The 25,297-nt window shown below is 67.5% G+C and carries 22 protein-coding genes; 11 read left to right on the top strand and 11 right to left on the bottom strand.

What is annotated here, in order from left to right:
• Nucleotides 1-85: 85 nt before the first annotated feature.
• Nucleotides 86-793 (bottom strand): TetR/AcrR family transcriptional regulator, encoded by a 708-nt coding sequence (locus AZC_RS03005; RefSeq protein ID WP_052285837.1) that lies wholly within the window; start codon nt 791-793, stop codon nt 86-88.
• A gap of 214 nt (nt 794-1,007) precedes the next feature.
• Between AZC_RS03005 and AZC_RS03000 the strand changes: the two genes are divergently transcribed.
• The 6 genes from AZC_RS03000 to AZC_RS02975 all read left to right on the top strand — a co-directional run bounded on the left by AZC_RS03000 (nt 1,008) and on the right by AZC_RS02975 (nt 6,121).
• Entirely contained in the window at nt 1,008-1,817 is an 810-nt protein-coding gene (locus tag AZC_RS03000) for a cyclase family protein (RefSeq protein WP_012169123.1), read from the top strand.
• Between the two features lie 121 nt (nt 1,818-1,938).
• On the top strand, nt 1,939-2,811 hold the full coding sequence (locus AZC_RS02995) for a 3-keto-5-aminohexanoate cleavage protein (protein ID WP_244421832.1): 873 nt from the start codon (nt 1,939-1,941) through the stop codon (nt 2,809-2,811).
• Nucleotides 2,812-3,102: 291 nt separating this feature from the next.
• Entirely contained in the window at nt 3,103-4,125 is a 1,023-nt protein-coding gene (locus AZC_RS02990; protein ID WP_012169121.1) for an SMP-30/gluconolactonase/LRE family protein, read from the top strand.
• 64 nt (nt 4,126-4,189) lie between these two features.
• Nucleotides 4,190-5,401, top strand: a complete 1,212-nt coding sequence (locus AZC_RS02985; RefSeq protein WP_043878834.1) for an ABC transporter substrate-binding protein — start codon at nt 4,190-4,192, stop codon at nt 5,399-5,401.
• A 152-nt stretch (nt 5,402-5,553) separates the two neighbouring features.
• A complete protein-coding gene (locus AZC_RS02980) occupies nt 5,554-5,808 on the top strand; it encodes a GlsB/YeaQ/YmgE family stress response membrane protein (protein WP_043878833.1) in 255 nt (84 codons plus the stop codon).
• Between the two features lie 88 nt (nt 5,809-5,896).
• Nucleotides 5,897-6,121, top strand: coding sequence for a zinc ribbon domain-containing protein YjdM (locus AZC_RS02975; protein WP_012169118.1), 225 nt, complete (start codon nt 5,897-5,899; stop codon nt 6,119-6,121).
• Nucleotides 6,122-6,228: 107 nt separating this feature from the next.
• Here AZC_RS02975 and cydX read toward each other — a convergent pair whose 3' ends face one another.
• From cydX to AZC_RS02950, 6 genes are all read right to left on the bottom strand, one after another.
• The gene (gene cydX / locus AZC_RS24645) at nt 6,229-6,348 is read right to left on the bottom strand and encodes a cytochrome bd-I oxidase subunit CydX (RefSeq protein WP_012169117.1); all 120 of its coding nucleotides are present in this window, start codon (nt 6,346-6,348) and stop codon (nt 6,229-6,231) included.
• An 18-nt stretch (nt 6,349-6,366) separates the two neighbouring features.
• Nucleotides 6,367-7,521: a cytochrome d ubiquinol oxidase subunit II gene (gene cydB / locus AZC_RS02970; RefSeq protein WP_012169116.1), complete on the bottom strand. Its 1,155-nt coding sequence runs from the start codon at nt 7,519-7,521 to the stop codon at nt 6,367-6,369.
• 4 nt (nt 7,522-7,525) lie between these two features.
• On the bottom strand, nt 7,526-9,100 hold the full coding sequence (locus AZC_RS02965; RefSeq protein ID WP_012169115.1) for a cytochrome ubiquinol oxidase subunit I: 1,575 nt from the start codon (nt 9,098-9,100) through the stop codon (nt 7,526-7,528).
• A 74-nt stretch (nt 9,101-9,174) separates the two neighbouring features.
• Nucleotides 9,175-10,893, bottom strand: a complete 1,719-nt coding sequence (cydC, locus tag AZC_RS02960) for a thiol reductant ABC exporter subunit CydC (protein WP_012169114.1) — start codon at nt 10,891-10,893, stop codon at nt 9,175-9,177.
• On the bottom strand, nt 10,890-12,578 hold the full coding sequence (gene cydD / locus AZC_RS02955; RefSeq protein ID WP_043879957.1) for a thiol reductant ABC exporter subunit CydD: 1,689 nt from the start codon (nt 12,576-12,578) through the stop codon (nt 10,890-10,892). Before cydD ends, cydC begins: the two co-directional genes overlap by 4 nt.
• A gap of 74 nt (nt 12,579-12,652) precedes the next feature.
• Nucleotides 12,653-13,225, bottom strand: a complete 573-nt coding sequence (locus tag AZC_RS02950; protein ID WP_012169112.1) for a GbsR/MarR family transcriptional regulator — start codon at nt 13,223-13,225, stop codon at nt 12,653-12,655.
• A 251-nt stretch (nt 13,226-13,476) separates the two neighbouring features.
• Here AZC_RS02950 and AZC_RS02945 point away from each other — a divergent pair, with 251 nt between their 5' ends.
• The 3 genes from AZC_RS02945 (at nt 13,477) to AZC_RS02935 (ending at nt 17,884) form a co-directional block, all read left to right on the top strand.
• On the top strand, nt 13,477-14,379 hold the full coding sequence (locus tag AZC_RS02945; protein WP_043878832.1) for a LysR family transcriptional regulator: 903 nt from the start codon (nt 13,477-13,479) through the stop codon (nt 14,377-14,379).
• A 792-nt stretch (nt 14,380-15,171) separates the two neighbouring features.
• Complete coding sequence (locus AZC_RS02940) at nt 15,172-16,701, top strand: class I adenylate-forming enzyme family protein (protein ID WP_012169110.1); 1,530 nt, start codon at nt 15,172-15,174, stop codon at nt 16,699-16,701.
• Between the two features lie 232 nt (nt 16,702-16,933).
• Entirely contained in the window at nt 16,934-17,884 is a 951-nt protein-coding gene (locus AZC_RS02935; RefSeq protein ID WP_012169109.1) for an aldo/keto reductase, read from the top strand.
• Nucleotides 17,885-17,896: 12 nt separating this feature from the next.
• Here AZC_RS02935 and mmsB read toward each other — a convergent pair whose 3' ends face one another.
• The 3 genes from mmsB to AZC_RS02920 all read right to left on the bottom strand — a co-directional run bounded on the left by mmsB (nt 17,897) and on the right by AZC_RS02920 (nt 21,571).
• Nucleotides 17,897-18,790, bottom strand: coding sequence for a 3-hydroxyisobutyrate dehydrogenase (mmsB, locus tag AZC_RS02930; RefSeq protein ID WP_012169108.1), 894 nt, complete (start codon nt 18,788-18,790; stop codon nt 17,897-17,899).
• 50 nt (nt 18,791-18,840) lie between these two features.
• Complete coding sequence (locus AZC_RS02925) at nt 18,841-19,983, bottom strand: isobutyryl-CoA dehydrogenase (protein ID WP_012169107.1); 1,143 nt, start codon at nt 19,981-19,983, stop codon at nt 18,841-18,843.
• A 91-nt stretch (nt 19,984-20,074) separates the two neighbouring features.
• Nucleotides 20,075-21,571, bottom strand: coding sequence for a CoA-acylating methylmalonate-semialdehyde dehydrogenase (locus AZC_RS02920; RefSeq protein WP_012169106.1), 1,497 nt, complete (start codon nt 21,569-21,571; stop codon nt 20,075-20,077).
• A 126-nt stretch (nt 21,572-21,697) separates the two neighbouring features.
• Between AZC_RS02920 and AZC_RS02915 the strand changes: the two genes are divergently transcribed.
• Nucleotides 21,698-22,606, top strand: coding sequence for a LysR family transcriptional regulator (locus AZC_RS02915; RefSeq protein WP_244421783.1), 909 nt, complete (start codon nt 21,698-21,700; stop codon nt 22,604-22,606).
• Between the two features lie 9 nt (nt 22,607-22,615).
• Here the strand turns inward: AZC_RS02915 and AZC_RS02910 are convergent, their stop codons facing one another.
• Nucleotides 22,616-24,097, bottom strand: a complete 1,482-nt coding sequence (locus tag AZC_RS02910) for a methyl-accepting chemotaxis protein (RefSeq protein ID WP_043878830.1) — start codon at nt 24,095-24,097, stop codon at nt 22,616-22,618.
• A gap of 472 nt (nt 24,098-24,569) precedes the next feature.
• Here AZC_RS02910 and AZC_RS02905 point away from each other — a divergent pair, with 472 nt between their 5' ends.
• Entirely contained in the window at nt 24,570-25,241 is a 672-nt protein-coding gene (locus AZC_RS02905; RefSeq protein ID WP_012169103.1) for a response regulator transcription factor, read from the top strand.
• The last annotated feature ends 56 nt before the right edge of the window (nt 25,242-25,297 follow it).

The following is a 25,297-nucleotide window of genomic DNA, read 5'->3' as shown; positions in this document are numbered from 1 at the left end:
GTTGCAGCGACGGCCCGCATGCTACGCCCGCCGGCGGGCGAACGCCAAGGGCGGCGCGTTGGTGGGCGGCGCGCTCGGATGCGGCTCACCGCAGCGTTTCAAAGCCCGCGCTGACAAAGCGGATGAAATCTTCGCACAGAGCCGGATCGGCGGTCGCAGCGCGGCCCTCCGTCAGGCGCTCGATGCGCTTGTCGCCCACATACATGAGCAACGCGCCCACCGCATATTCATAGGCCCAGACGATGCGGTCCGGCGGACAGGCGGGAAGCGCCCGCTGCATGGCGCCGAAGAAGGCCCGCGCAAGAGGATCGTAGAAGCGCTCGATGATGGCGGTCGCCTCGGGGCCCGGATCCCAGGCGGTGCGCGCCACGAGAAGCGCGAACACGTCGCCCGCCTCCGTGCCGCGCATGGTGATAACCGGCTCGGCCCAGGCCCGCACAAGGGCCTCCACGGCGGCCGGATTGTCGGGCCGCGCGTCCACCGCCTCGATGCGCGCGATGCGCTCGGTGATATAGGTCTGGCGCCGCTCGAAGATGGTGGTGAAGAGCTCCGGCTTGCGGCCGAAATAATAGCCCACCAGCGCCACCGGCACGCCCGCCCGCGTGGCTATATCGCGCACGGACACGTCCGCATAGCCGCGCTCGGCGAACAGTGCCTCGGCACTGGCGAGAATGGCGGCGCGGCGATCCGGGCGCCCTGGCGCCTCGGGCGCGAGCGCGGACCGTCTGGCCCCGGCAGCCTGTCCGGACGGCACCGCCCGGCGTCGGTCGCTCTTTCCCTTGTCCTCGCTCATGCCCCTCCGGACCAACGGCTTCATCCTGCGGCCTGCGCCCAAGCTCTTACACAGCCGGATGACGTTGCGCCACGGCGACCGCATCGGCTTCATGGCGGACTATTGAACAACCATACAAAATTATGTACGACTGTACAAACAGCCCCGCACAGACGGGGTGACGCCGCGAAATCGCGGCACGGGAAACGCCAGAGCCGCACCGGACCGGCCTCAGATGCCGAACGGGACGTCTCTTCAGGGAGAGCGCCCTTTGCCACGCTTCATCGACATCTCCATCCCGCTGGAGAATGACGTTCCGGCCGATCCGCCCTTCCAGAAGGTGCAGATCGCCTATCACACCCATGGGGACACGGCCGCGCAGCTGGTCGGGAGCTTTCCCGGCCTCACCGTGGACCAGTTGCCGGACGGACAGGGATGGGCCGTGGAGATCGCCACCATCTCCACCCACAACGGCACCCATGTGGATGCGCCGTGGCATTATCACCCGACCATGGACGGCGGCGCGCGCGCCATCACCATTGACGAAATCCCGCTGGACTGGTGCTTCCGCCCCGGCGTGAAGCTGGATTTCCGTCATCTGCCCGACGGCCATGTGGTGACGCCGGACGAGATCGACGCGGAACTCGCCCGCATCGGCCACACGCTGGCCCCCCTCGACATCGTGGTGGTGAACACCGCCGCCGGCGCCCGTTACGGCCATGAGGACTACATCCATTCGGGCTGCGGCTTCGGGCGGGATGCGACCCTGCATCTGGTCAACAAGGGCATCCGCGTCGTCGGCACGGACGGCTGGAGCTGGGACGCGCCCTTCAGCCATACGGCGCGGCGCTTTGCCGAGACCGGAGACGCCAGCCTCATCTGGGAAGGCCACAAGGCCGGCCGCGACGCGGGCTATTGCCAGATCGAGAAGCTCCACAATCTGGAGGCGCTGCCGGCCACCGGCTTCACCGTTTCCTGCTTCCCCGTGAAGGTGAAGGGCGGCTCCGCCGGCTGGACGCGCGCCGTCGCCATCCTTCCCGACTGATCGCCTCTTCAGCCCCCAAGGCGCCGGGACGGGCGCCGTTCACAAGATCCATCAGGGAGCCACGCGCTTGAGCAAGGTCATCATCACCTGCGCGGTCACGGGCGGCATCCACACGCCCACCATGTCCGACGCCCTTCCGATAACGCCGTCCGAAATCGCCGAGCAGGCCATCGCCGCCGCCGAGGCGGGCGCCGCCATCCTGCACCTCCATGCCCGTGACCCGAAGGACGGGCGCCCGACGCCCGACCCGAAGGTTTTCATGGAGTTCCTGCCGCGCATCAAGCAGAGCACGGATGCGGTGATCAACATCACCACCGGCGGCGGGCTCAACATGACCGTTGAGGAGCGCCTCGCCGCGCCGCTTCAGGCGGCACCGGAAATGTGCTCGCTCAACATGGGCTCCATGAACTTCGCGCTGCATCCGCTCGCGAAGCGCTACAAGGACTGGAAGCACGACTGGGAAGAGCCCTATCTCTCGGGCACCAAGGACTTCATCTTCCGCAACACGTTCGGCGACATCGAGCGCATCTACAAGCTCCTGGGCGAGGGCCACGGCACCAAGTTCGAGCATGAATGCTATGATGTGGGTCATCTCTACAATCTCGCCCACTGCCTCGATCAGGGCTGGTTCAGGCCGCCGGTCTTCCTGCAACTGATCTTCGGCATTCTCGGCGGCATAGGCCCCGATCTCGACAACCTCATGTTCATGAAGCGCACCGCCGACAAGCTGTTCGGCAAGGACTATCACTGGTCCGTTCTGGCCGCCGGTCGCCACCAGATGAACTTCGCCACGCAGGCCGCCATGATGGGGGGCAATGTGCGGGTGGGGCTGGAGGACAGCCTGTTCATCGGCAAGGGCCAGCTCGCGAAGAACAATGCGGAGCAGGTGGCGAAGATCCGCCGCATCCTCGAAGAGCTGGGCCACGAGATCGCCACCCCGGATGAGGCTCGCGCGACGCTTGGCCTCAAAGGCGCGGATCTGGTGAAGTTTTGAAGGCGGGAGGCATCACGACCGCTCCTGCCCCAGGCGAGACAGATCCCCTCCCCCTTGCGGGGGAGGGTTAGGGAGGGGGGTAACGCGGCGGGGGCAGACCGCAACCCAACTCTGAACGTGCTGAGCGTCGGCTTAAACGGAGAGGGTATACCCCCCTCCCCAGCCCTCCCCCGCAAGGGGGGAGGGGGAGCGTTTCTCCCGCCTGCAGGAGAAAGTTGAGAGGGGGCCACCGCCCCCTCTCAAGCGAGAGCATTCCGCGTCTAGGCTTCGAACCACCGCCGAGGCATACCCATGGCCGCACCCAATCCCATCGATGGCTTCGAGATCGACCCAGCCGCGCTCACCTTTGTGGGCGAAGGATTGCAGCGGCCGGAGTGCATCCTCGCCGAGCCGGACGGCTCGCTGTGGAGCGCCGACGCGCGCGGTGGCGTGGTCCACATCCAGCCCGATGGCACGCAGGCCCTCATCAGCCAGCACCAGGCGGACAGCTTCGCCACCGCCACCGACGAGGAACAGCGCTTCGTCTCCGGCACGCTTCCGAATGGCCTCGCCTTCGCCCGCAATGGCGACATCCTCATCTCCAATTTCGGCACCGACCGGCTGGAGGTGATGACCCGCGACGGCGCCCTGCGCGTACTGGTGGAAGAGATCGACGGCGCGCCCATCGGCAAGGTCAATTTCGTGCTGCGCGACAGCCGCGACCGCGTCTGGCTCACCATTTCCACGCGCATCAAGAACTGGATGAGCGCCATGAGCCCGAACGTGCGCGACGGTTATGTGGCGCTCTATGACCAGGGCCGGCTGCGCGTGGTGGCGGACGGTTTCGGCTTCACCAACGAGATCCGCCTCGATGCGCGGGAAGAGTGGCTTTACGTGGTGGAGACCTGCGGCCGGCGGATCACCCGCCTTCGGGTCGCGGAGGACGGCAGCCTCTCCCGTCGCGAGACCTTCGGCCCCTCGGATCACGGCGCCTTCATCGACGGCATCGCCTTCGACTCTTATGGCAACCTCTGGGGCACGCACGTGATGACGGACCGCCTGTTCGCCATCACGCCGGACGGCGACCTGCGTATCCTGCTGGACGATGACCGGAACAGCGCCGCCGGCCGCGCGCTGATGGAGGCCTTCGCGCAGGACAAGGCGACGCCCGAGCTGATGCTGGCCTGCGGCGGCACCATCGCCCCCTGGTTCGCCAGCCTCACCTTCGGCGGGCCGGACCTTCGCACCGGCTACATCGGCAGCCTGCGAGGCACGCGCATCCCCACCTTCCGCGCGCCCGTCGCCGGCCTGCCCATGGCCCACTGGACCTCATGACCCTTTGAACACCACCGGCTTCAGCGGGCCGCCAGAGCCTGCCAGCCACATCGGGAGGACCCATATGAAACGCTACGTCACGGGCGCCCTTGCTGCGCTCACCGCCTTCTGCCTCGCCGGCACTGCGATGGCGGACATCTCCGACGGCAAGGTGAAGATCGGCGTGCTAACCGACATGTCGGGCGTCTATTCCGACATCACCGGCAAGGGCTCGCTGCTGGCCGCGAAGATGGCCATCGACGACTGCCTGAAGGCCGAGTGCAAGGGCATGCAGATCGAGATGATCTCGTCCGACCACCAGAACAAGGCGGACGTCGCCTCCGCCACCGCCCGCCGCTGGATCGACCAGGAGCAGGTGGACGTGCTGGCCGACATGTCCAACGCCTCCATCCAGCTTGCCATCGCCCCGCTGGTGAAGGAGAAGAACCGCGTCGCCTTGTTCCCGGGCGGCACGGCGCGCCTCACCGGCGATGCCTGCCAGCCGGACCATGTGGTGCAGTGGATGTGGGACACCTATGTGCAGGTGGCCGGCGTCGCCAACCGCCTCACCAAGCCCGGCACCTCCTGGTATCTCGTCACGGCGGATTACGCGCTGGGCCACCAGCTGGAGCTCGACGCCAAGACCGCCGTGACCGCCAAGGGCGGCAAGTTCCTCGGCTCCACCCGCCATCCCTTCCCGGCAGTGGACCTGTCCTCGCCGCTGCTCGCCGCGCAGGGCTCCGGTGCCGACATCATCGCGCTCGCCAATGCGGGTGGCGATACGGTGGCCGGCATCAAGACCGCGCGCGAATTCGGCATCACCGACAGCAAGCAGAAGCTGGTCGCCTTCTTCCTCACTGCCAATGACGTGAAGAGCGTCGGCCTGCCGGTCGCTCAGGGCACGCTGCTCACAGAGGGCTTCTACTGGAACCTCGACGACGGCACCCGCGCCTTTTCCGAGCGCTTCAAGAAAGAACAGGGCGCCATGCCGTCGGCCATCCAGGCCGGCGTCTATTCCTCCATCCTCCACTATCTGAAGGCGGTGGCGGCGGCCAAGAGCGACGATGCCAAGACGGTCGTCGCTAAGATGCGCGAGCTGCCCATCAAGGACGATGTGGTGCGCAACGCCAAGCTCCGCGAGGACGGGCGCATGGTGCACGATTTCTACGTCTTCCAGGTCAAGTCACCGGGCTCGTCGAAGGGCGAATGGGATCTCTACGACCTCGTCGGCACCATTCCCGGCGACGAGGCGTTCCGGTCCATCGCCGACGGCAAGTGCCCGCTGCTGGGCAAGTGAGGCTTGGCCGGGGCCCGACGGGCGCCGCACCTCTCGCCTATGACGCAGGGGCATGCACAATTATGCGCATGCCCCTCGCGGAACCGGACACCTACGCTTACGTTTACCTCCCGCGGGCCGCATGATGCGGCCCGATGCGTAGGGAGGGCGCGATGGGCATCATCGGGACCATCATCATCGGTTTCATCGTCGGCCTGGTCGCCAAGTGGCTGCACAGCGGCCCCAATGAACCGTCGGGCTTCATCCTGACGACGATCCTCGGCATCGTCGGCGCCAGTGTCGCGACCTATCTGGGGCAGGCCATCGGCTGGTATCACGCCGGCGAAGGCGCGGGCTTCATCGGCGCGATCGTGGGCGCCGTCATCGTGCTGATGATCTGGAGCGCGCTGTCGCGCCGCATCGCCTGAGCACTTTCCGTTGCGTCCGGACTGGACCTTGGCCGTTCCCGTCGGCTAAGGCCCCTGTATCTATCGTACGGCGCCGGAAGGACAGGACGTGAGCGACGACATCATCGTGAAGGACAGCAACGGCACCCGCCTCGCGGACGGGGATTCCGTCACGCTGATCAAGGACCTCAAGGTCAAGGGCACGTCCGAGACGCTGAAGCGCGGCACGTTGGTCAAGAACATCCGCCTCACCGACAATCCGGCCGAGGTGGAATGCAACACCAAGCAGGTGAAGGGCCTCGTGCTGCGCACCGAATTCCTGAAGAAGGCCTGAGCCGGAGGGCTCGGCTTACGCAGCTTCAAAAGACAAAGAGGCCGGGGAGGATCGCCCTCCCCGGCCTCTTTCGTCTGCGACCCGGCACGGGGGCCGGGTTCGGGGCCTCACTTGCGGGTGAGCGCCCGCTTCTTGGCCTCATCGTCCATCAGCTCGTACCACATGGCGTTGAGCACGGCGAAGGCCGCCGCCAGAGGCAGGCCGAGGATCCAGGCGAAATACCACATGTCTCAGTCTCCTCTTGCTCAGTAGGCGTGGCCGCGGTCTTCGCGGATGGCCTTGGCATCCACCTTGCCCCACATCACCCGATACACCCACGTGGTGTAGAGCAGGATGATGGGCAGGAAGATCACCGTCGACACCAGCATGATGAACAGGGTGAGATGGCTCGAGGAGGCATCCCACACCGTCAGGCTGAAGCGCGGGTCCACGGTGGAGGGCAGGATGAAGGGGAACATCGACACCCCGACCGTGCTGATGATGCCGAAGATGCCGAGGCCCGACAGCAGCACGCCCGCGCCTTCCCACTTCAGCCGCAGCGCCAGCCCGGCGGCGAGCAGGCCGACGATGCCGATGGCGGGTGCCGCGAGCAGCCCCGGCGCAGTGGCATAATTGGCGAACCATGCGCCGGGGGCGGTGGCCGCCGTCTTCAGAAGCGGATTGGACGGCCCGAGCGGATTGATCGGGCTCGTGATCTTGTAGCCGGCGACGAAGCTGTACAGCAGCACGCCGGCGAGGACGAACAGCACCACGGCCACAAGAGCGGAAATGCTGCCGTAGGTCCGCGCCCGGTCCGCCACCGGACCATCCGCCTTGAGTTGCAGCCAGGTGGCGCCATGGGTCACCAGCATGGCCACCGACAGCAGGCCGCACAGCAAAGCGAAGGGATTGAGCAGGCCGAAGAAGCTGCCGTCATAGAAAATGCGCAGATCGTCATCGAGCCGGAACGGCACGCCCTGAAGCGTGTTGCCCACCGCGACGCCGAAGATCAGCGCCGGCACGAAGCCGCCGACGAACAGCGCCCAGTCCCAGCCCTTGCGCCAGGCCTCGCTGTCCCGCTTGGAGCGATACTTGAAGCCCACGGGCCGCAGGATCAGCGCCGCCAGGATGGCGAACATGGCGAGGTAGAAGCCCGAGAACGACACGGCATAGAGCGGCGGCCAGGCGGCGAAGATGGCGCCGCCGCCGAGGATCAGCCACACCTGATTGCCTTCCCACACCGGGCCGATGGTGTTGATGGCCACCCGCCGTTCCACGTCCGTCCGGCCCACGAAGGGCAGGAGGGTGGCGACGCCGAGGTCGAAGCCGTCCGTCACGGCAAAGCCGATGAGCAGGACACCGAGAAGCAGCCACCAGATGAGGCGGAGCACCTCGTAATTGATGAGGTCATGAAGGATCATGGTGTCACTCCGCGGGCACGACGGTGGCGGGGATGAGTTCGGCTTCCGGCTCATTGTCCGGCGCCGGACCCTTGCGGATCGCCCGCAGCATCAGGCCCATCTCGATGATGAAGAGGGTGGTGTAGATCAGGACGAAGCCGGCGATGGTCAGCAGCACCGTCATCGCCCCGAGGCTGGAGACCGCCGAGGCGGTGGGCAGGATGCCCTCGATGATCCAGGGCTGCCGGCCGAACTCGGCGACGAACCAGCCGCATTCGGCGGCGAGCCACGGCAGCGGGATCGCCAGAACGGCGATGCGCAGCAGCAGCGGGAAGCGGTCGAGCTGGCGGCGGGCCGAAAGGGTGAAGAAGGTGGCCATCAGCAGGATCATGAAGAAACCGACGCCGACCATGATGCGGAAGGTCCAGAACAGCGGCGCCACCTGCGGCACCGTATCCCAGGCCGCCTTGGCGATCTGTTCGGGCGTTGCCTGACGCGGATCGTCCACATAGCGCTTCAGCAGCAGCGCATAGCCGAGCAGGTTGCCGTTCGCCTCGAAGGTCTTCTGCACGTCGACCGGCACCGCTGCCGAGCCGGCGGCGCGAATCTTCTGGAGCGCGTCATAGGCGAGCACGCCCTTGGCGATGTTGCCCTTGGCGCGCTCGACCAGCTCCTCGATGCCTTCCACAGGCGTGTTGAGCGAGCGCGTATCGATGAGGCCGCCCACCCACGGGATCTCCACCGCATAGTGGGTCTCGCGAGCCTTCTGGTCGGGGAAGCCGACCACGGTGAAGGGTGCGGGCACAGGCTCCGTGCGCCAGATCGCCTCCATGGCCGCGAGCTTCATCTTCTGATGCTCGGTGGTGAGATAGCCGCTCTCGTCACCCAGCACGACCACCGACAAAGCGGCGGCAAGGCCGAAGGAGGCGGCAACCGTCATGGAGCGCTTGGCGAGCTCGATGTGCCGGCCCTTCAGCAGGTACCAGGCCGAGACGCCGAGCACGAAAACCGAGGCCGTGGTGTAGCCAGCCGAGACCGTGTGCACGAACTTGGCCTGCGCCACCGGGTTGAACAGCACGGCATAGAAGTCATCGACCTCCATGCGCATGGTCTGCGGGTTGAACACCGCACCCACCGGGTTCTGCATCCAGCCGTTGGCGATCAGGATCCAGAGGGCCGAGAAGTTCGAGCCGAAGGCCACCGCCCAGGTGGCGACGAGGTGCCCCACCTTGGACATGCGGTCCCAGCCGAAGAAGAAGAGACCCACGAAGGTCGCTTCCAGGAAGAAGGCCATGAGGCCCTCAATGGCCAGCGGGGCGCCGAAGATGTCGCCCACATAATGGCTGTAGTAGCTCCAGTTCATGCCGAACTGGAACTCCATGACGAGCCCGGTGGCGACGCCCAGCACGAAATTGATGCCGAAGAGCGTGCCCCAGAACTTGGTCATCTGGCGCCAGATGGTGCGGCCGGTCATCACATACACCGTCTCCATGATGGCGACGATGATCGACAGGCCGAGAGTCAGCGGCACGAACAGGAAGTGGTAGAGCGCCGTCATCGCGAACTGAAGTCGCGACAGGGAAACGATATCGAATTCCATCCTCGTTCTCCTCGGGTTGCCCCGAATGAAGGGAGGTCCCGGCGGCGCGACCGTCGGAACCGAACAGCGGTGAATCAGTCGGGCCGAAGGCCGGCGAGCATGGCGTCGAACCCCGGTTCGCCTCGGGCCAGTCGTGCGATGATGCGGCCCTGCGCCATCACCAGCAGGCGATCGCACAGCTCCGCCTCACGGCGAATGTGTGTAGCCACCACCAGCGTGCGCCCTTCCGCGCACGCGGTGAGGCGGGCGAGCACCGCGCGGGCGGTCTCGCCATCCAATCCTTCCGTGGGCTCGTCGAGCAGCCACACGGGCGTGTCCCGCAGCAGCAGGCGCGCCAGCGCGAGACGCCGCCCCTGACCGCCGGACAGGCCGAGCCCGCCCTCCCCCAGTCGGGTGTCCAGCCCGGCCGGCAGGCCTGCAATATCGGCGGCAAGGCCGGCGGCGGTGAGCGCCTCCCACAGCGCTTCGTCCGACGCGGTGGGGGCCGCGAGGCGCAGATTGTCCCGCACCGTGTCCTGAAACAGCTCGGTGCGCTGGGTCAGCAGCGTGGCGCAGAGACTCTCTACCGTGCCGTCGGTTGGCGAGCGCTCACCGGCGATCAGCCCGAGCAGGCTCGACTTGCCCGCCCCGCTCGCGCCGACGAGCGCGACCCGCTCGCCCGGCAGGATGGTCAGGGAAACGTCATCCAGAAGGGTCCGATGCGCGGCCCGCTGGCGCAGATCGACTCGGGAAACACGCACCGCAATGCCGGCCTCCGCCCTCAGGGGGCCGCGCAGCGGGCGCCGATCAGTGAGGCGCGGGCCAAGGCGCCCTGCCGCCAGCAGGATCCGGCCCAGTTCCAACGCCCCCCGCCGCAATCCTGCGAAGGGTTCCAGCACCGCCAGCGCGCCAAGCACGAGGGCGGCGGCCACGGGCCCGTCGATGGTGCCCTGCCGGGCGAGGACCCCGGCCAGCAGCAGCGCCCCGGCCACGAGGACAGAGGCGGCGATACCGAAGCCGGCGCCCACCCGCGTCTCGATGCGGTTCAAGGCCAGATCGGCCTCGGCCAGAGTCCGGTCCGCCCGCGCCACCGCCTCGCACTGGGCGGGCAGCCGGCCCGCCATGACGAGTTCCGTCTGCCCGGCCACCAGATCGATGGCCCTCGCCCGCAGGGATTCGGTGGCATAGGCCCGCCGCCGGCTGTGACGATAGGCGGCGCGGGCACCGGCGAGCGGCAGGCCGAGCCCGACGACCATGAGACCGGCGCACAGGGCGATCCCCGGCCCGGAACCGGCAACCAGGCCAAGGCCGACGCCGGCCACAAGGGCCAGCAGCACGGCCGCACCCGCCGGCACCAGCACCCGCAGATAGAGTTGGCCGATGGCATCGATGTCCTCGGTCAGGCGGAACAGCAGGCGCGCGGGCCGCAGGCCCAGCGCACGGGCCGCCTCCGGCGTCGCCCAGCCGCGGAACAGCCGCTCGCGGAGGCCGGCGAGCACGCCGAGCGTCGCATCATGGGTGACGAGCCGCTCGCCATAGCGCCCGCCGGTTCGAGCGAGCGCGAGGAAACGGATGGCGGCGGCCGGTGTGAAGACGTCGAAGGCGAGCGCCGTTCCGGCCGAAAGACCGGCAATAGCGGTGGCGGCGAGAAACCAGCCGGACAGGCTGAGGAGCGCAAAGCCGGCCAGCACCGTCACGCCAGCCAGAAGCGCGCCGGCGAGGAGCCGCGGCCCCCTTTCGGCCCAGAACAGGCGCACGATGGCAGCGAGCGGCCGCAGCGGCACCCGGGCGCGGGCAAAGAGACGGGCGCTCATGGCCGAGGCTCCAGTTGAACCACCGTGTCCAGCCTTGCGGCGAGCACGGGGTCATGGGTGGCGACGATCAGCGTGCGGCCGGTCGCGAGGGTGAGAAGGGCCTCGGTCACCTCGGCTGCGGTCGCGGCATCGAGATGGGCGGTCGGCTCGTCCGCGAGCACGAGCTGGACGCGCGGGTCCACCGCCGCGCGGGCGATGGCAAGGCGCACCAGTTCGCCGCCGGACAGGCCGGCGCCACCTTCGCCGAGGCCGTCATCGGCGCTGCGGCCCCGCACGGCGCGGTCGAGCGTGGCGAAGGCCAGCGCCTCTTCCACGGCCTCGGGGCCGATATCAGGCCGCCCCATCTGCACATTGGCCGCGAGCGAACCGGCGAAGAAGTGGGGGCGCTGACCGATCCAGGCCATGCCGGAGCGCAGTTCCGCCGCGGTCTCCGCCGTGAGGGGGAGCCCGCCGATGCGCACCGAGCCCGTGTGGACCGGTGCAAGACCGGCAGCGAGCGCCAGCAAGGTGGACTTGCCGGCCCCGCTCGGGCCCAGCAGCGCCACGCGGCCGCCGGCAGGCACCGTCAGCGAGAAGGCGGCAAAGGGCGCCCGGCCTTCGGCATGGGTGAAGGAGACGGTGTCGAACACCACATCCGGGGCAGGAGCCGCCGCCGCGGGCACGGGATGCGCCATGTTGGCGCCCGGCAAGGGCAGGCCGTTGGCGGTGAGCAGCTTCAGCGCGGCGAAGGCCGCCTCGCCTGCCGCCCGGTCGTGCCAGACCGCCGACAAGTCGCGCATGGGCTCGAAGAAAGCCGGGGCAAGGATCAGGATGAACAGGCCGTCGCTGAGGTTCAGCGGCACGCCCCAGGTGCCGAACTCCAGCGTGCCGAGGAGATGGAAGCCCACATAGACGGCCACCATGGCTACGCCCAGCGCAGAGAACAGTTCCAGCACTGCCGAGGAGAGGAAGGCGATGCGCAGCACCGCCATGGTGCGGTCCTTCAGCGTCTCGGCACTCGCCCGCAGGCGCAGAGCGGTCGTGTCCACGGCGCCGAGCGCGCGAATGGTGGCAAGGCCGCGCAGCCGGTCGAGCAGGAAGCCGTTCATGCTTCCCATCTCCTTCAGGTGCGCCTCGCTCGCCGCCTGCGCCCGCCAGCCGATGAGGGCCATGAAGACGGGAATGAGCGGGAGCGCCACCAGCATGACCAGTGCCGCGGCCCAGGAGAGCGGCAGCACCACCGCCAGCATGACGAATGGCACCACGCTCGCCCGCAGGCGGGCAGGCTTGAAGCGCGACAGATAAGGCACCACCGCCTCCGCCTGCTCAGCGAGCGCGCTGGCGACGGCCCCGGCCACGGGACGGTTGCGATCCAGCGGAGACCGGGCCGCGACGGCGGCAGCCACTTCGCTGCGCAGCCGGCCAAGGGCAGCGCGGGCCTGCCGGTGGCAGAGCCGGGCGCCCAGCGCCTCCAGAATGGCCCGGACCACGCCCAACGCCAGGATGCCAGCGGCCGGACCCAGCAGCGCCGGCACCGTGATGGCGCTGGACATGGTGCCGACAGCCCGCGCGATCAGCGCCGCCTGGCCGATGAAAAGGAGAGAGGCCACCAACTGGAGCAGTGCTCCGCCGCGACTTTCCAGATTCTGGGCCGGACGAGGCCGACGCCGACGCGCCGGCGCGGCGTGCGCACCCGCCGTATCCATGCGCGGGCGGGCAGACGTCCCTTCAGCGACGCTGCCGTCCACGAAGCGGCTGTGGGGCGCTGGAAACTGGATGCTCATGGCGCTACATCCTCACCGGGATGGGCGGAGGCCGCCGGCCGTTCGAGCTTGCCCAGCAGGCGGACGATCTTGCCGCCGAGCTTGAGCAGGCTGGAGAGGCGTGCATCGTCCAGACGCTTCACGTCGTCGTACCAGGACGTGAGTTGCACCACGAGATCGTTCATTTGCGCCATGCGGGCCTGGGCGTGGCGCTCGCTCTCGCCGGTCGGCTCGCGCACCAGAAGACGATCGAGCACCGCAAGCGTGGGCGCGACCTCTCGCCGCTTGCGTTCTTCCGCAAGGATACGAAGGATCTGCCAGACGTCGTCGGGGGTCGTATAGAAATCGCGCCGGTCACCGGGGCGCGGCTTCATCACCAGCAGGTTCCACGATTGGAGTTCCCGCAGGCTCATGGACACGTTGGACCGGGAAATACCAAGCGCTGCGACCATGTCTTCGGCGCAGAGCGGCTCGGATGACACGAACAGCAGGGCATATATCTGCCCGACCGTGCGGGTCATGCCCCAGCGACTGCCCATTTCGCCGAAATGGAGCACAAAATCTTGGATAAGGGGCGGCAAGGTCGTCATGGCGACCCAACACCTATTTCAGAATTTCCTGAAATGGTTTGATCTGGAGCAACCTATGTTGCGTCCGACGGGTCCGCCGCAGGCGAGCCGATCATAAGCTCAGCATAAGTATTTGATTTTCGTTCCTTTTCCTGTTGCCACCCGCATCGGCATGGGGTGCGGTAGGCCGTTCACCCTGCACAGAGTGTCCCATGAGCCGATCCAAGGCTGATGCCCGGGCTGCGAGCCGAGCCCCCGAGATCCCGTTGCGCATGAGCGCCTTGCATCTCGACGTGTTCAACGCCGTCGTGGTGACGGGCGGCGTGACCGCGGCCAGCCGCCAGCTTCACCTCTCGCAGCCCGCGGTCAGCCGCCGCCTTGCCGACCTTGAGCGGGTGCTCGGCTTCGATCTCTTCCTCCGGGACGGCAAACGGCTCATCATCACGCCGGAGGGGAAGGCTTTTCACGAAGAATTGTCCATCTCCTATCTGGGGCTCGAGCACCTCACCAAGGTGGCGCTCGACATCCGCGAACTGCGGCGGGGCCATCTGCGGTTCGTGTGCATGCCGGCCATGAGCTTCGGACCGGTGCCGAAGGGACTCGCCGCGTTTTCCGCAAGGCACCCTGACATTCACATCACCCACGAGACCCACTCGGCGGCGCGGATCGAGGATGCGCTGACCTCCAATCTCTTCGACGTGGGGATCGGCATGGCGCCCCGCGACATGGCGGGGCTGGTGAGCGAAGGCCGCTTCGCGTTCTCGTGCGTCTGCGTCATGCGCCCGGACCATCCCCTCGCCACGCAAGAGACGGTCACGGCGACCGATATCTGCCGCGAAGCGGTTGTGGGCATCAATCCGGACACCGAGATCGGGTCGCAGTTGCGGCGGCTTTTCGAGAGCCTGCCTCATTCCGTCAGCCTGCGCATCGAGACCCAGACGTCCATCGCCGCCTGCGGTCTGGTGGAGGCGGGCGCGGGCGTTGCGGTGGTCGACCCCTTCACGGCCGCGCATCTCGGCCGTGGCGGCGGCCTCGTCTCACGGCGGTTTTCGCCGATCATTCCCTTCGACATCCACATCCTGCGGCCGGAGCGGCGGGTTCCCTCCCGCGCGGCGCAGGCGCTCATCGCGGAACTGGCCGCAGCGATGACCTCCGAGGAAGAAGCCAGCTCATGACTGGGTCACATGCAGTCAATGCCTTTATGCCGTCCACGCATAAACAGCACACAAAAGAGCATTGGAGCGGCACCCCTAGGTTGTGTTGTTTAGCCGCAGGCTCTTGCAGGGGCCTGGGGGTGAAAACATGGCGAAGGGATCGCGTTCCGTAGGGCAGCGCGCAGCGGAAGAGTACCGTGTGCCGCGCGCCGCGAAGCCTTGCCCTTACCCTTCGACCCATGCAGCCGGTGCTCTGCGTGCCCGCACGCGCATCGCCGGCACCCCCTCCGAATTTCGGGCGTCCGCTTGCGGACCGTCCGGCGCTTCCATGCCTCGCTCACGGCTCCGTCCCGCCGTGCGGGAGGCTGGAGGACATGCAACCAATCTTCAGCCGCGGCTCGCCCTGAGGGCAGGCCTGAAAGGCCGCTGCACCACTCTGGATTGGCAGCGGTCAAGCTGAAGCTCGGCTATGGTGGATCCATCGCCGTGGGACGCAACATCGAAGCTAAAAGCTGGGCAGGAAATGCGCCGAGACCGAATTTCAAGGCGTGCGCGGACCTGAGGCTCTGCCCGTTCACCCAGCGAGCATTCATTATGATGGATACAGGTCGTTTGCCCCTTGAGGCAGCAAGGCAGCCTTTTGCGGGACGGCAAGAGGTGCAAGAATTGAGCACCGTTTCATTGGCAGGCGGGAGCGGCGGGCAGATCCGCCGCAGGGCGCCCGTGCAATTTCCCTTTACCTCAACGGGCCGGAGTCGCACCCTGGAGGCCCTGGGCACGCCGTTGGCGTCGTTCCGCTGAAGGATTTGCGGGATGCACATCGGATTTCTGTTCCGCAGAGCCCGCGCCTGGCACGGGGCAAGCGTCGCGCTTGTCGACCGGGTCGGTCCCTGGACGTTCGAAGCCCTGATGGCCCGGATCGCGCGGTTCGGTCAGGCGCTGGCCGGGCTCGGCCTGCTGCGGGGCGAGCGCGTGGCGCTGCTGCTGCCCGACATTCGCGAGCATCTGGAGGCGGATTACGGCGCCATGGCCGCCGGATTCATCAGCGTTCCGCTTTCAGCCGGCATGCGCCGCCAGGATCTCGTGGCGCATCTGCGGCGCACCGGCGCGCGAGCCGTGGTTGCGGAGGCGACGCTCATTCCGATGCTCGCCGAACTCCGCTCGGAGCTTCCGGACCTCCGGCACATCATCGCGCTCGGCGGCACCGTCTCCGGCGCCCATGACTACGAGGATCTGCTGGCACGCGCCAGCGACCGCTTCCTGCCCCCCGGCGAAAGCGAAGACATCGCCCAGCTTGCGCTCTCCGCCGGCCGCACCGGTCAGCCCAAGATCGTCAAGCTGAGCCACGGCAACATCAGTGCCGTGGCCGGCAACCTCATCGCGGGCCTTCGCATCGGTTCGGACTCCGTCTTCCTGAACGTGCGCCCGCTCTGGGCGCCGCTTCAGTTCATGGTGCTGGCCTATCTTCTGGGTGGGAGCCGGATCGTGCTGGGGGGCGCCTTCGATGCGGAGCGCTTCCCCTTCCAGATGGCGCGCTTCTCGGTGACGCGCAGCGCCATGTCTCCCGCGCAGCTCGCCGAGCTCCTGCCGCACCTCGCGCCGGAAGACGTGGCGCTGAACGCCATGGAGATGCTGCACATCGGCGGCGCGGCCCTGCCGGAGGCCGTGTGCGACGAAGCGCTGAACCTTGTCGGCCCGCGCATCAGCGTCCATTACGGACTCGCCGAAGCCCCCTTCACCTGCCTTCTGTCCGCCGAGCGCCTGTCGGTGAAGCGGGCGCTGCGCAACGAGCTGCGCACCACCGTGGGCCGCCCCTTCTTCGGCTATGAGACGCGGCTCGAAGGTGTGGAGGACACCTTCGCCACGGAGCAGGAAGGCGAGATCCTGATCCGGGGTCCGCATGTGATGACCGGCTACTGGGATGATCCGGAAGCCACCGCCCGCGTGCTGTGCGACGGCTGGCTGCGGACGGGTGACATCGGCATGCTGAGCAGCGGATATGACCTGAAAGTCGTCGGCCGCACGCAGGACCTGATCTTCAGCGCCGGCCAGACCGTATCCCTGAGGGAAGTGGAAGCCGCCATCGCGCGGCATCCGGCCATTCGGGAAGTCGCCGTCGTCGGGCTTCCGGATGGCGAGGCCGGCGAAGCGCTGACTGCTTTCGTGGTGCTCAAGGACGAGTCCGCAGCCAGCGCCGAGGAAATCCTCGCCTTCACCCACGGCGCCCTCATCGGTGCCAAGCGGCCGAAGGCGATCCACCTGCGCCGGGAACTGCCCCGGAGCGATTACGGCGGCATCTTCCTGCCGGGCCTGCTCACCGACATCGTGCCACTGCGCGGCTGAACCCCCATTGCCGCCCGATAAAGGGAGCCGGGACAGCCCGGATCGCACCACCGTGTGTCGGCGCCAGGCGGCGGTCGTGATAGAAGACGATCCGGCTCGCGCCGCGAGGCGCGGGCCGAAGTGATTGCCTTCCCCTCCACCTGCACGGACCCGCACGCAGCCCTCGCGACCGGCCGTAACGGCCACGAAGGAGGCTTGGCCCAGGGCCCGCCCGGACAGCACGGCTCGACGCATGCAGCACCGCCCCCTCGGCCGCAGCGGCCTTTCCATCGCCCCGCTCGTTCTCGGCACCAATGTCTTCGGCTGGACCGCCGACGAAGCGACCAGCTTCCGCCTGCTGGATGCCTTCGTCGACGCAGGCTTGAATGCGCTCGACACCGCAGACATCTATTCGCGCTGGGTGCCTGGCCACAGTGGCGGGGAGTCCGAGACAATCATCGGCAAGTGGCTCGCCGCCAATCCGGCCAAGCGGGACAAGGTGCTCATCTTCACCAAGGTGGGCATGGACCACGGGCCGGATCGCAACGGCCTGTCACCCCGCTGGATCCGCCAGTCCGTTGAGGAATCGCTGAAGCGCCTCCAGGTGGAGCAGATCGACCTCCACCAGTCACACACGCCGGACGCCGCGACGCCCGACGCGGAAACGCTCGGTGCTTATCAGGAGCTGATGCGGGCGGGAAAGATCCGCGCCATCGGCGCCTCCAATTATTCGGCCGAGCAGCTGGGCGCCGCGCTGGCGGTGGCCGCAGAACTGGGGCTGCCGCGCTATGAGACGCTGCAGCCACTCTACAATCTCTACGACCGCGCCAGTTATGACGGCGCGCTGCGCGATCTCTGCATGCGCGAGGACATCGGCGTCATCCCCTTCTATGGGCTGGCAGCCGGCTTCCTCACAGGCAAGTACCGCTCGGAAGCGGATTTCGGCAAAAGCGCGCGCGGCGGCAAGATGGCGAATTACCTGAACCCGCGCGGCCTGCGCATCCTCGCCGCCCTCGATGAGGTAGCGGCGGCAAAGGGCGCGGCCCCAGGCGAGGTGGCCCTCGCCTGGCTCATCGCGCGGCCCGGCGTCACCGCGCCGATCGCCAGCGCTACCAGCCTCGCGCAGATGGACGGGCTCATCCGTGCCGTCCATCTCCAGTTATCGGCGGAGGAGATCGCCGCGCTCGACGCGGCGAGCGCCTGAGGGATCCCCGCGTCAGGCCGTGCGGGCGCGGATCCACTCGATGATGCCGGAGAAATCCCGGCCCGCATTGCCTTCCGCCTCGAAGGCAGAATAGAGGGCAGCCGCCTCGGCGCCGAGCCGTGTGGCCGCCCCCGCCTGATCCGCCGCCTGCTGCGAGAGCTTGAGATCCTTGAGCATCAGCGCGGCGGCAAAGCCGGGCTGATACTCGCGGTTCGCGGGGCTCGTGGGCACCGGCCCCGGCACCGGGCAATAGGTGGTGAGCGACCAGCACTGGCCGGACGAGGTGGAAGCCACGTCGAACAGCGCCTGATGGGAAAGGCCCAGCTTCTCGCCCAGCACGAAGGCCTCGCTCACCGCGATCATGGAGATGCCGAGGATCATGTTGTTGCAGATCTTCGCCGCCTGCCCCGCGCCCGCGCCGCCGCAATGGACGATCTTCTTGCCCATCCGCTCAAGATGGGGCTTCGCCGCCGAGAATGCCGCCTCGGAGCCACCCGCCATGAAGGTGAGCGTGCCCGCCTCCGCACCGCCGACGCCACCGGAAACGGGCGCATCAAGGCTGGCCATGCCGGCCGCCTCGGCCCCCGCATGGAAGGCGCGGGCGCTCTCCACGTCGATGGTTGAGCTGTCGATGAACAGCGTGCCGGGCCGCGCCGCCGCGAACAGGCCATCCGCACCCGTGACCGCCCCCAGCACATGCGGGCCGGAGGGCAGCATGGTGACGACCACGTCCGCCGCCTTCACCGCCTCGGCCGCACTTACCGCCAGCGAGACGCCGCGCGCGGCGGCCGCCGCCTTGGCGGCCTCGGAGAGGTCAAAGCCGTGCACCGCGTGCCCTGCCTTGACCAGATTGGCGGCCATCGGCCCGCCCATGTTGCCGAGCCCGATGAAGGCGATGACGGCCATGGTGTCCTCCCTTAAGGATGCAGTGTTCTGTTGGATGGGCGCGGCGGGCTTCAGTTGCCCCGCGCCACCAATCCGCGCGCAATGATGACGCGCATGATCTCGTTGGTGCCTTCGAGGATCTGGTGGACGCGCAGGTCGCGAACGATCTTCTCCACCCCGTAGTCGGCCAGATAGCCATAGCCGCCGTGAAGCTGGAGCGCCTCGTTGGCCACCTCGAACCCGGCGTCGGTGACGAAGCGCTTGGCCATGGCGCACAGGCGCGTGGCCTTCGGATCGCTCCGGTCGAGGGCGCTCGCGGCCCGCCACAGGAAGGTGCGGGCCACCTCCAGTTCCGTCTCCATGTCCGCAAGGCGGAATTGCAGCGCCTGAAACTGGTTGATGGCCTTGCCGAAGGCCTTGCGCTCGGCCGTATAGGCCAGCGCCTTGTCGAGAGCCGCCTGCGCGCCGCCGAGCGAGCAGGCGGCGATGTTGAGCCGCCCGCCATCGAGCCCCGCCATGGCGAACTTGAAGCCATCGCCCTCCGCGCCGATGCGGTTCTCCACCGGCACACGCACGCCGTCGAAGATGACGGCGCGTGTGGGCTGCACGCGCCAGCCCATCTTCTTCTCATTGGCCCCGAAGGACAGGCCCGGCGTGCCCGCTTCCACGAGAATGGTGGAGACGCCGCCCGGCCCCTCGCCCCCCGTGCGCGCCATCACCGCATAAAGATCGGACGCGCCGGCACCGGAGATGAACTGCTTCTCCCCGTGCAGCACATAATGGTCGCCGTCCCGAGCCGCCCGCGTCTTGAGCGCGGCAGCATCGGATCCCGAGCCAGGCTCGGTGAGGCAGTAGCTCGCCACGATGTCCATGGCACAGAGCTTCGGCAGCCACCTGGTGCGCTGCTCCGGCGCACCGAAGCGGTCGATCATCCAGGCGACCATGTTGTGGATGGAGAGATAGGCGGAGGTGGCGGGGCAGCCTTCCGCCAGCGCCTCGAAAATGAGCGTCGCATCAAGACGCGAGAGAGCCGAGCCGCCCACGTCGTCGCGCACATAGATGCCGGCCATGCCGAGCGCGGCGGCGGCCTTCAGCGTCGGAATGGGGAAATGGTGCGCCTCGTCCCATTCCAGCGCATGAGGCGCGATTTCCTCGCGTGCAAAGGCGCGCGCCATGTCGCGGATGGCGATCTGGTCTTCCGTCAGCTCGAACATGAGGTCCTCCCGTCTGAAACGCACGCTGGCGGTTGACCCGCCATGTCATGCCCCGGCGCGGACGGCAGCGTCCACGCCGGGAGGCCGAGCGTCAATTCATGGTCGGGATGACGAACTCCGCGCCGTCCTTCACGCCGGAGGGCCAGCGGGAGGTGACGGTCTTGGTCTTGGTGTAGAAGCGCACGCCATCCGGCCCGTGCTGGTTGAGATCACCGAAGCCCGAGCGCTTCCAGCCGCCGAAGGTGTGGTAGGCGATCGGCACCGGGATCGGCACGTTGATGCCCACCATGCCAACGTTCACCTTGGAGGCGAAGTCGCGGGCGGCATCGCCGTCGCGGGTGAAGATGGCGACGCCATTGCCATACTCGTGCTCGGTCGGCAGGCGCAGCGCTTCCTTGTAGTCCTTGGCGCGCACGACGGAGAGGACGGGACCGAAGATCTCTTCCTTGTAGATGCGCATGTCGGGCGTCACGTGGTCGAACAGGCAGCCGCCGAGATAGAAGCCGTTCTCATAGCCCTGCAGCTTGAAGCCGCGCCCATCCACCAGCAGCTTTGCGCCCTCGTTCACGCCGATGTCCACGTAGGACTTCACGCGCTCCAGCGCCTCGCGGGTGACGAGGGGGCCGAAATCGGCGGTGACATCGGTGGAAGGGCCGATCTTCAGGCTCTCCACGCGCGGCACCAGCTTCTCGATGAGCTTTTCCGCCGCCGCTTCGCCCACCGGCACGGCCACCGAGATGGCCATGCAGCGCTCGCCCGCCGAGCCGTAGCCGGCGCCGATGAGGGCATCCACCGCCTGATCCATGTCCGCGTCGGGCATGATGATCATGTGGTTCTTGGCGCCGCCGAAGCCCTGGATGCGCTTCCCCGTCGCAGCCCCGCGGGCATAGATGTATTGCGCGATAGAGGAGGAGCCGACGAAGCCCACCGCCTGGATGTCCGGATCGTCGAGGATGGCGTCCACCGCCTCCTTGTCGCCGTTCACCACATTGAGGATGCCCGGCGGCAGGCCGGCTTCCAGCATGAGTTCAGCGAGCTTCAGCGGCACGCCGGGATCACGCTCGGAGGGCTTCAGGATGAAAGCGTTGCCGCAGGCGATGGCCGGGCCGAACTTCCACATGGGGATCATGGCCGGGAAGTTGAACGGCGTGATGCCCGCGACCACGCCCAGCGGCTGGCGCATGGAATAGACATCGATGCCCGGCCCGGCGCCATCGGTGAACTCGCCCTTGAGCAGGTGCGGAATGCCGACCGCGAACTCGATCACCTCCAGACCGCGCTGGATGTCGCCCTTGGCGTCCGGCACGGTCTTGCCGTGCTCGCGGGCCAGCAGGTCGGCCAGCGCATCATAGTCGCGCTGCACCAGTTCGAGGAACTTCATCAGCACGCGGGCGCGGCGCTGCGGATTGGTGGCCGCCCACGCGGGCTGGGCCGCCTTGGCGTTCTCGACGGCGGCGCGCATCTCGGCGGCGGAGGCGAGCGCGACGCGGCCCACCACTTCGCCCGTCATGGGCTGCCAGACGTCGGCATGGCGGCCGGACGTGCCGGGCACGTGCTTGCCGCCGATGAAATGGCCCATCTCCCGCATGATGCGATCCTCCCGATGATGCTTGTGTTCTGGTTGGGCGCTACGATGCCCTAGCTTTTTGCGCACATCCATCGCAATTTCCGCACTCGTATCGTGCGTAAATCGATGAACCGGAGGTGCAGCGCAGTGACCGGAGCGGACTTCGAGTGGTCGGACCTGCGCTATCTGCTCACCGTGGCGCGCTCCGGATCGCTCACCGCCGCCGCCCGGCAGATGGGCGTGGAGCATTCGACGGTGAGCCGCCGCATCACCGCGCTCGAGACCGCGCTCGGTGCCAAGCTGTTCGACCGGCGGACCGGGGGACTGCTGCTGACGCCGCAGGGCGAGCGGCTCATGGCGGCGGCGGAGGGCATGGAGGCGCTCGCCCTCTCCGCCCAGGGGGAGATCGCGGGGGCGGACCTCGGCGTGTCGGGGACGGTGCGCATCGGCGCGCCGGACGGCTTCGGCACCGTCTTCCTCGCGCCCCGGCTCGGCGCCTTCTCGCGCCAGCATCCGGCGCTGGAAATCCAGCTCCTCGCCATGCCCCGCCTCATCAGCCTGTCGAAACGCGAGGCGGATATCGCCATCTCGCTGAGCCGGCCCAAGGAGGGGCGGCTGCATGCCCGCAAGCTCACAGACTACCGGCTCGGCCTTTATGCGGCGGTGGCGTATCTCGAAACGCACGGCCCCATCGAGAGCCGGGCAGCGCTCGGGCGGCATCCCTTCATCGGCTACATCGACGATCTCATCTATGCGCCGGAGCTGGACTATGTGCCCCTCGTGGCGCGCGAGCTGAAGCCACGCATCAAGAGCTCCAACCTCGTCGCGCAGATGGAGGCCACCCGCGCGGGGGCGGGCGTGTGCGTCCTGCCCTGCTTCATGGGGGATGCCATGCCGGACCTTGTGCCGGTGCTGCGCGGCGAGGTGTCGCTCACGCGCACCTTCTATCTCGTGACCCACACGGACATGCGCGACCTTGCCCGCGTACGGGCGGCGGCGGATTTCATCGCCTCCGAAGTGGGGCAGGCTCGGGCGCGCTTTCTCGGCGCGCCCTGAACGGCGGGATCAGGCGATGGCGGCGGAGGCTTCCCGCACCTTGCGGGCGGCGGCCTCCACATGGCTGGTGGCGCTGGCGATCACGCCCATGTCCTGCTTCACCACCTCGATGCCGTGGGCGACGGTCTGCATGGAGGAGGAGACCTCCCGCGTCACGGACGCCTGGCGCTGCACCGCATCGGCAATGCTGCCCGCGATGGCGTTGAGCTGGGTGATGAATTCCGTAACGCTCGCAAGCGCCGTCACCGCTTGGCCTGTGGCGGCCTGGACCTCGGTGACCTGTGCGGCGATCTCGCTCGTCGCCTTCGAGGTCTGGCCGGCGAGGCTCTTCACCTCCTGCGCGACGACCGAGAAGCCCTTGCCGGCCTCGCCGGCACGCGCGGCCTCGATGGTGGCGTTGAGCGCGAGCAGGTTGGTCTGGGCGGCAATGGAATTGATCAGTTCCACCACATGGCCGATCTTCTCGGCCGCACCGCTGAGGCTCGCCACGATCTCGTTGGTGCGATTGCCCTGTTCCACGGCAGCGACGGAGAGTTCGCTCGACTGCTGCACCTGCCGGCTGATGTCGTCGACCGAGGCGGCCAGTTGGCCCGCGCCGGTGGCGACGGACTGCATGTTGTGAGCCGCCGTCTGGGTGGCCTCCGAGGCGGAGACGACGCGCGAATTGGTATCGGTCAGTTCACTGGAGATGTCGGAGAGACCCGCGTCGATCTCCCGATAGGCCGCGGCCCGGCGTTCGCGCACCACAACGCGCTTGGTCACATCGGTGGCGAACTTGACGATCTTGGACACCGCCCCGTCCGCATCGAGGACGGGATTGTAGGTGGCCTGGATCCAGACCTCGCGGCCGCCCTTGCCGATGCGCTTGTATTCCGCCGCCTGATATTCCCCGCGGCGCAGGTTGTCCCAGAAGGCCGCATATTGCGGCGACTGGCGCATCTGCTCGGGCACGAACATCGAATGGTGCCGGCCGACGATCTCGTCCAGCCGGTAGCCCATGGTGTCGAGGAAGTTCTGATTGGCCTCGAGAATGTTGCCCTTGAGGTCGAACTGGATGACCGCCTGCGACTTGGAAATGGCCGCCAACAAGCTCTCGTGTTCGGCAAAGCGCATCTTCTGTTCGGTGATGTCGGTGGCGAATTTCACCACCTTCAGCACCTTGCCCGAACGGTCGATCAGCGGATTGTAGATGGCGCGGATCCAGACGACCGCACCGCCCTTGCCGATGCGGCGGTAGACCGCCTCCTGATACTGCCCCTTGCCGAGCGCCTGCCAGAAAGCGCGATACTCCGCGCTCTCGGCTTCGCGCGGATCGACAAACATGCGGTGATGCTTGCCCTTGATCTCGTTGAGCCCGTAGCCGACGAGCGAGAGGAAATTCTGGTTGGCGTCGAGGATTTCACCCGTTGGGGTGAATTCGATGATGGCCTGTGCCCGATCCAGGGCGGATAGCTTCAGGAGTGCCTCGGACTGGCTGCCGACACCGAACATGGATCGCCTCACTCAGGAACACCGCGGCCAGGCGGCCACGGAACGCGAACGTCTCTCAGGCCGACATCGGACGCGAGGCGGGACGTCCGCCCGGAGACAACCTTCCAGAATACGCGGGAGAGCCGGCCATGGATCGGATTGCGAGCAATCTGATCCGGCCGCTCTCCGTCCGGGAGGCGGTTCGTGGGTGGATGTCATCCGACCCGCTCCATGTCCAACGCTTCAACGGGCGGCAGAGGCGGAGGGCAATCAGCCAATCTTCGCCCATTGGCTAAGAGACGAGCCTTTCCTCAAGCTTGCATTGCGAGCTTTATACAACTTTAGAGATTGGCTGCGCGCCGGAGTTGTGGAGCGGCACACAAGCCCCGCGATCTTGTCAGCGTGCGGGTGCGCGCCGATGATCCCTTGACCGATTCGAAGGTTTCCGCTTTTGGGGAAAGACTGCGGGCGGGGAAGCCGGGGGAGAAGCCTTTTGGGAGACGCCGACGCCGGATACCGGCTGGTCATCGCGGACGATCATCCCCTGTTCCGCGGCGCGCTGCGCGAGGCCGTGGCCGGCGAGTTTCCGTCCGCAGAGATCGTGGAGGTCGGCACGTTTGACGACCTGCATGCGCTGCTGGAACGCGAAGACGACTTCGACCTGATCCTGCTCGATCTCACCATGCCCGGCGCCCGAGGCTTTTCTGGCCTCATCTATCTCAGGGCGCAGTATGCCGGCGTGCCGGTGGTGGTCGTCTCCGGCAATGAGGAACCGGCGGTCATCCGCCGCTGCATCGATCTCGGCGCCTCGGGCTTTATTCCGAAGACCATGGGCATTGCCGGCATGCGGCAGTCTGTCGCCACGGTTCTTGCAGGCGGCACCTCAGTGCCCCCGGATCTTGGTCCCCCCACCGCGCAGGACGGGGAGGCCGACGCCATCATCTCCCGCCTCGCCACGCTGACGCCGCAGCAGGTGCGCGTGCTGATGATGCTGGCGGAGGGGCGCCTTAACAAGCAGATCGCCTATGAGCTCGGCGTCTCCGAGGCGACCGTGAAGGCCCATGTGTCGGCCATCCTCCAGAAGCTCGGCGTGGAAAGCCGCACCCAGGCGGTGATCGCCGTTTCCAAGGTGGATGCGGGCCTGTGGAGCGCCAATCAGGCGTGAGCGGCCGGTCGCACCCGATTGTTTCAGCACGGCGGCCGGCTCAACCTCTAAATTAA

The sequence above is a fragment of the Azorhizobium caulinodans ORS 571 genome, from assembly GCF_000010525.1.
Taxonomy (GTDB): domain Bacteria; phylum Pseudomonadota; class Alphaproteobacteria; order Rhizobiales; family Xanthobacteraceae; genus Azorhizobium; species Azorhizobium caulinodans.
Note: the sequence above shows the minus strand (reverse complement) of the source record. Positions and strands in the feature narration are given on the sequence as shown.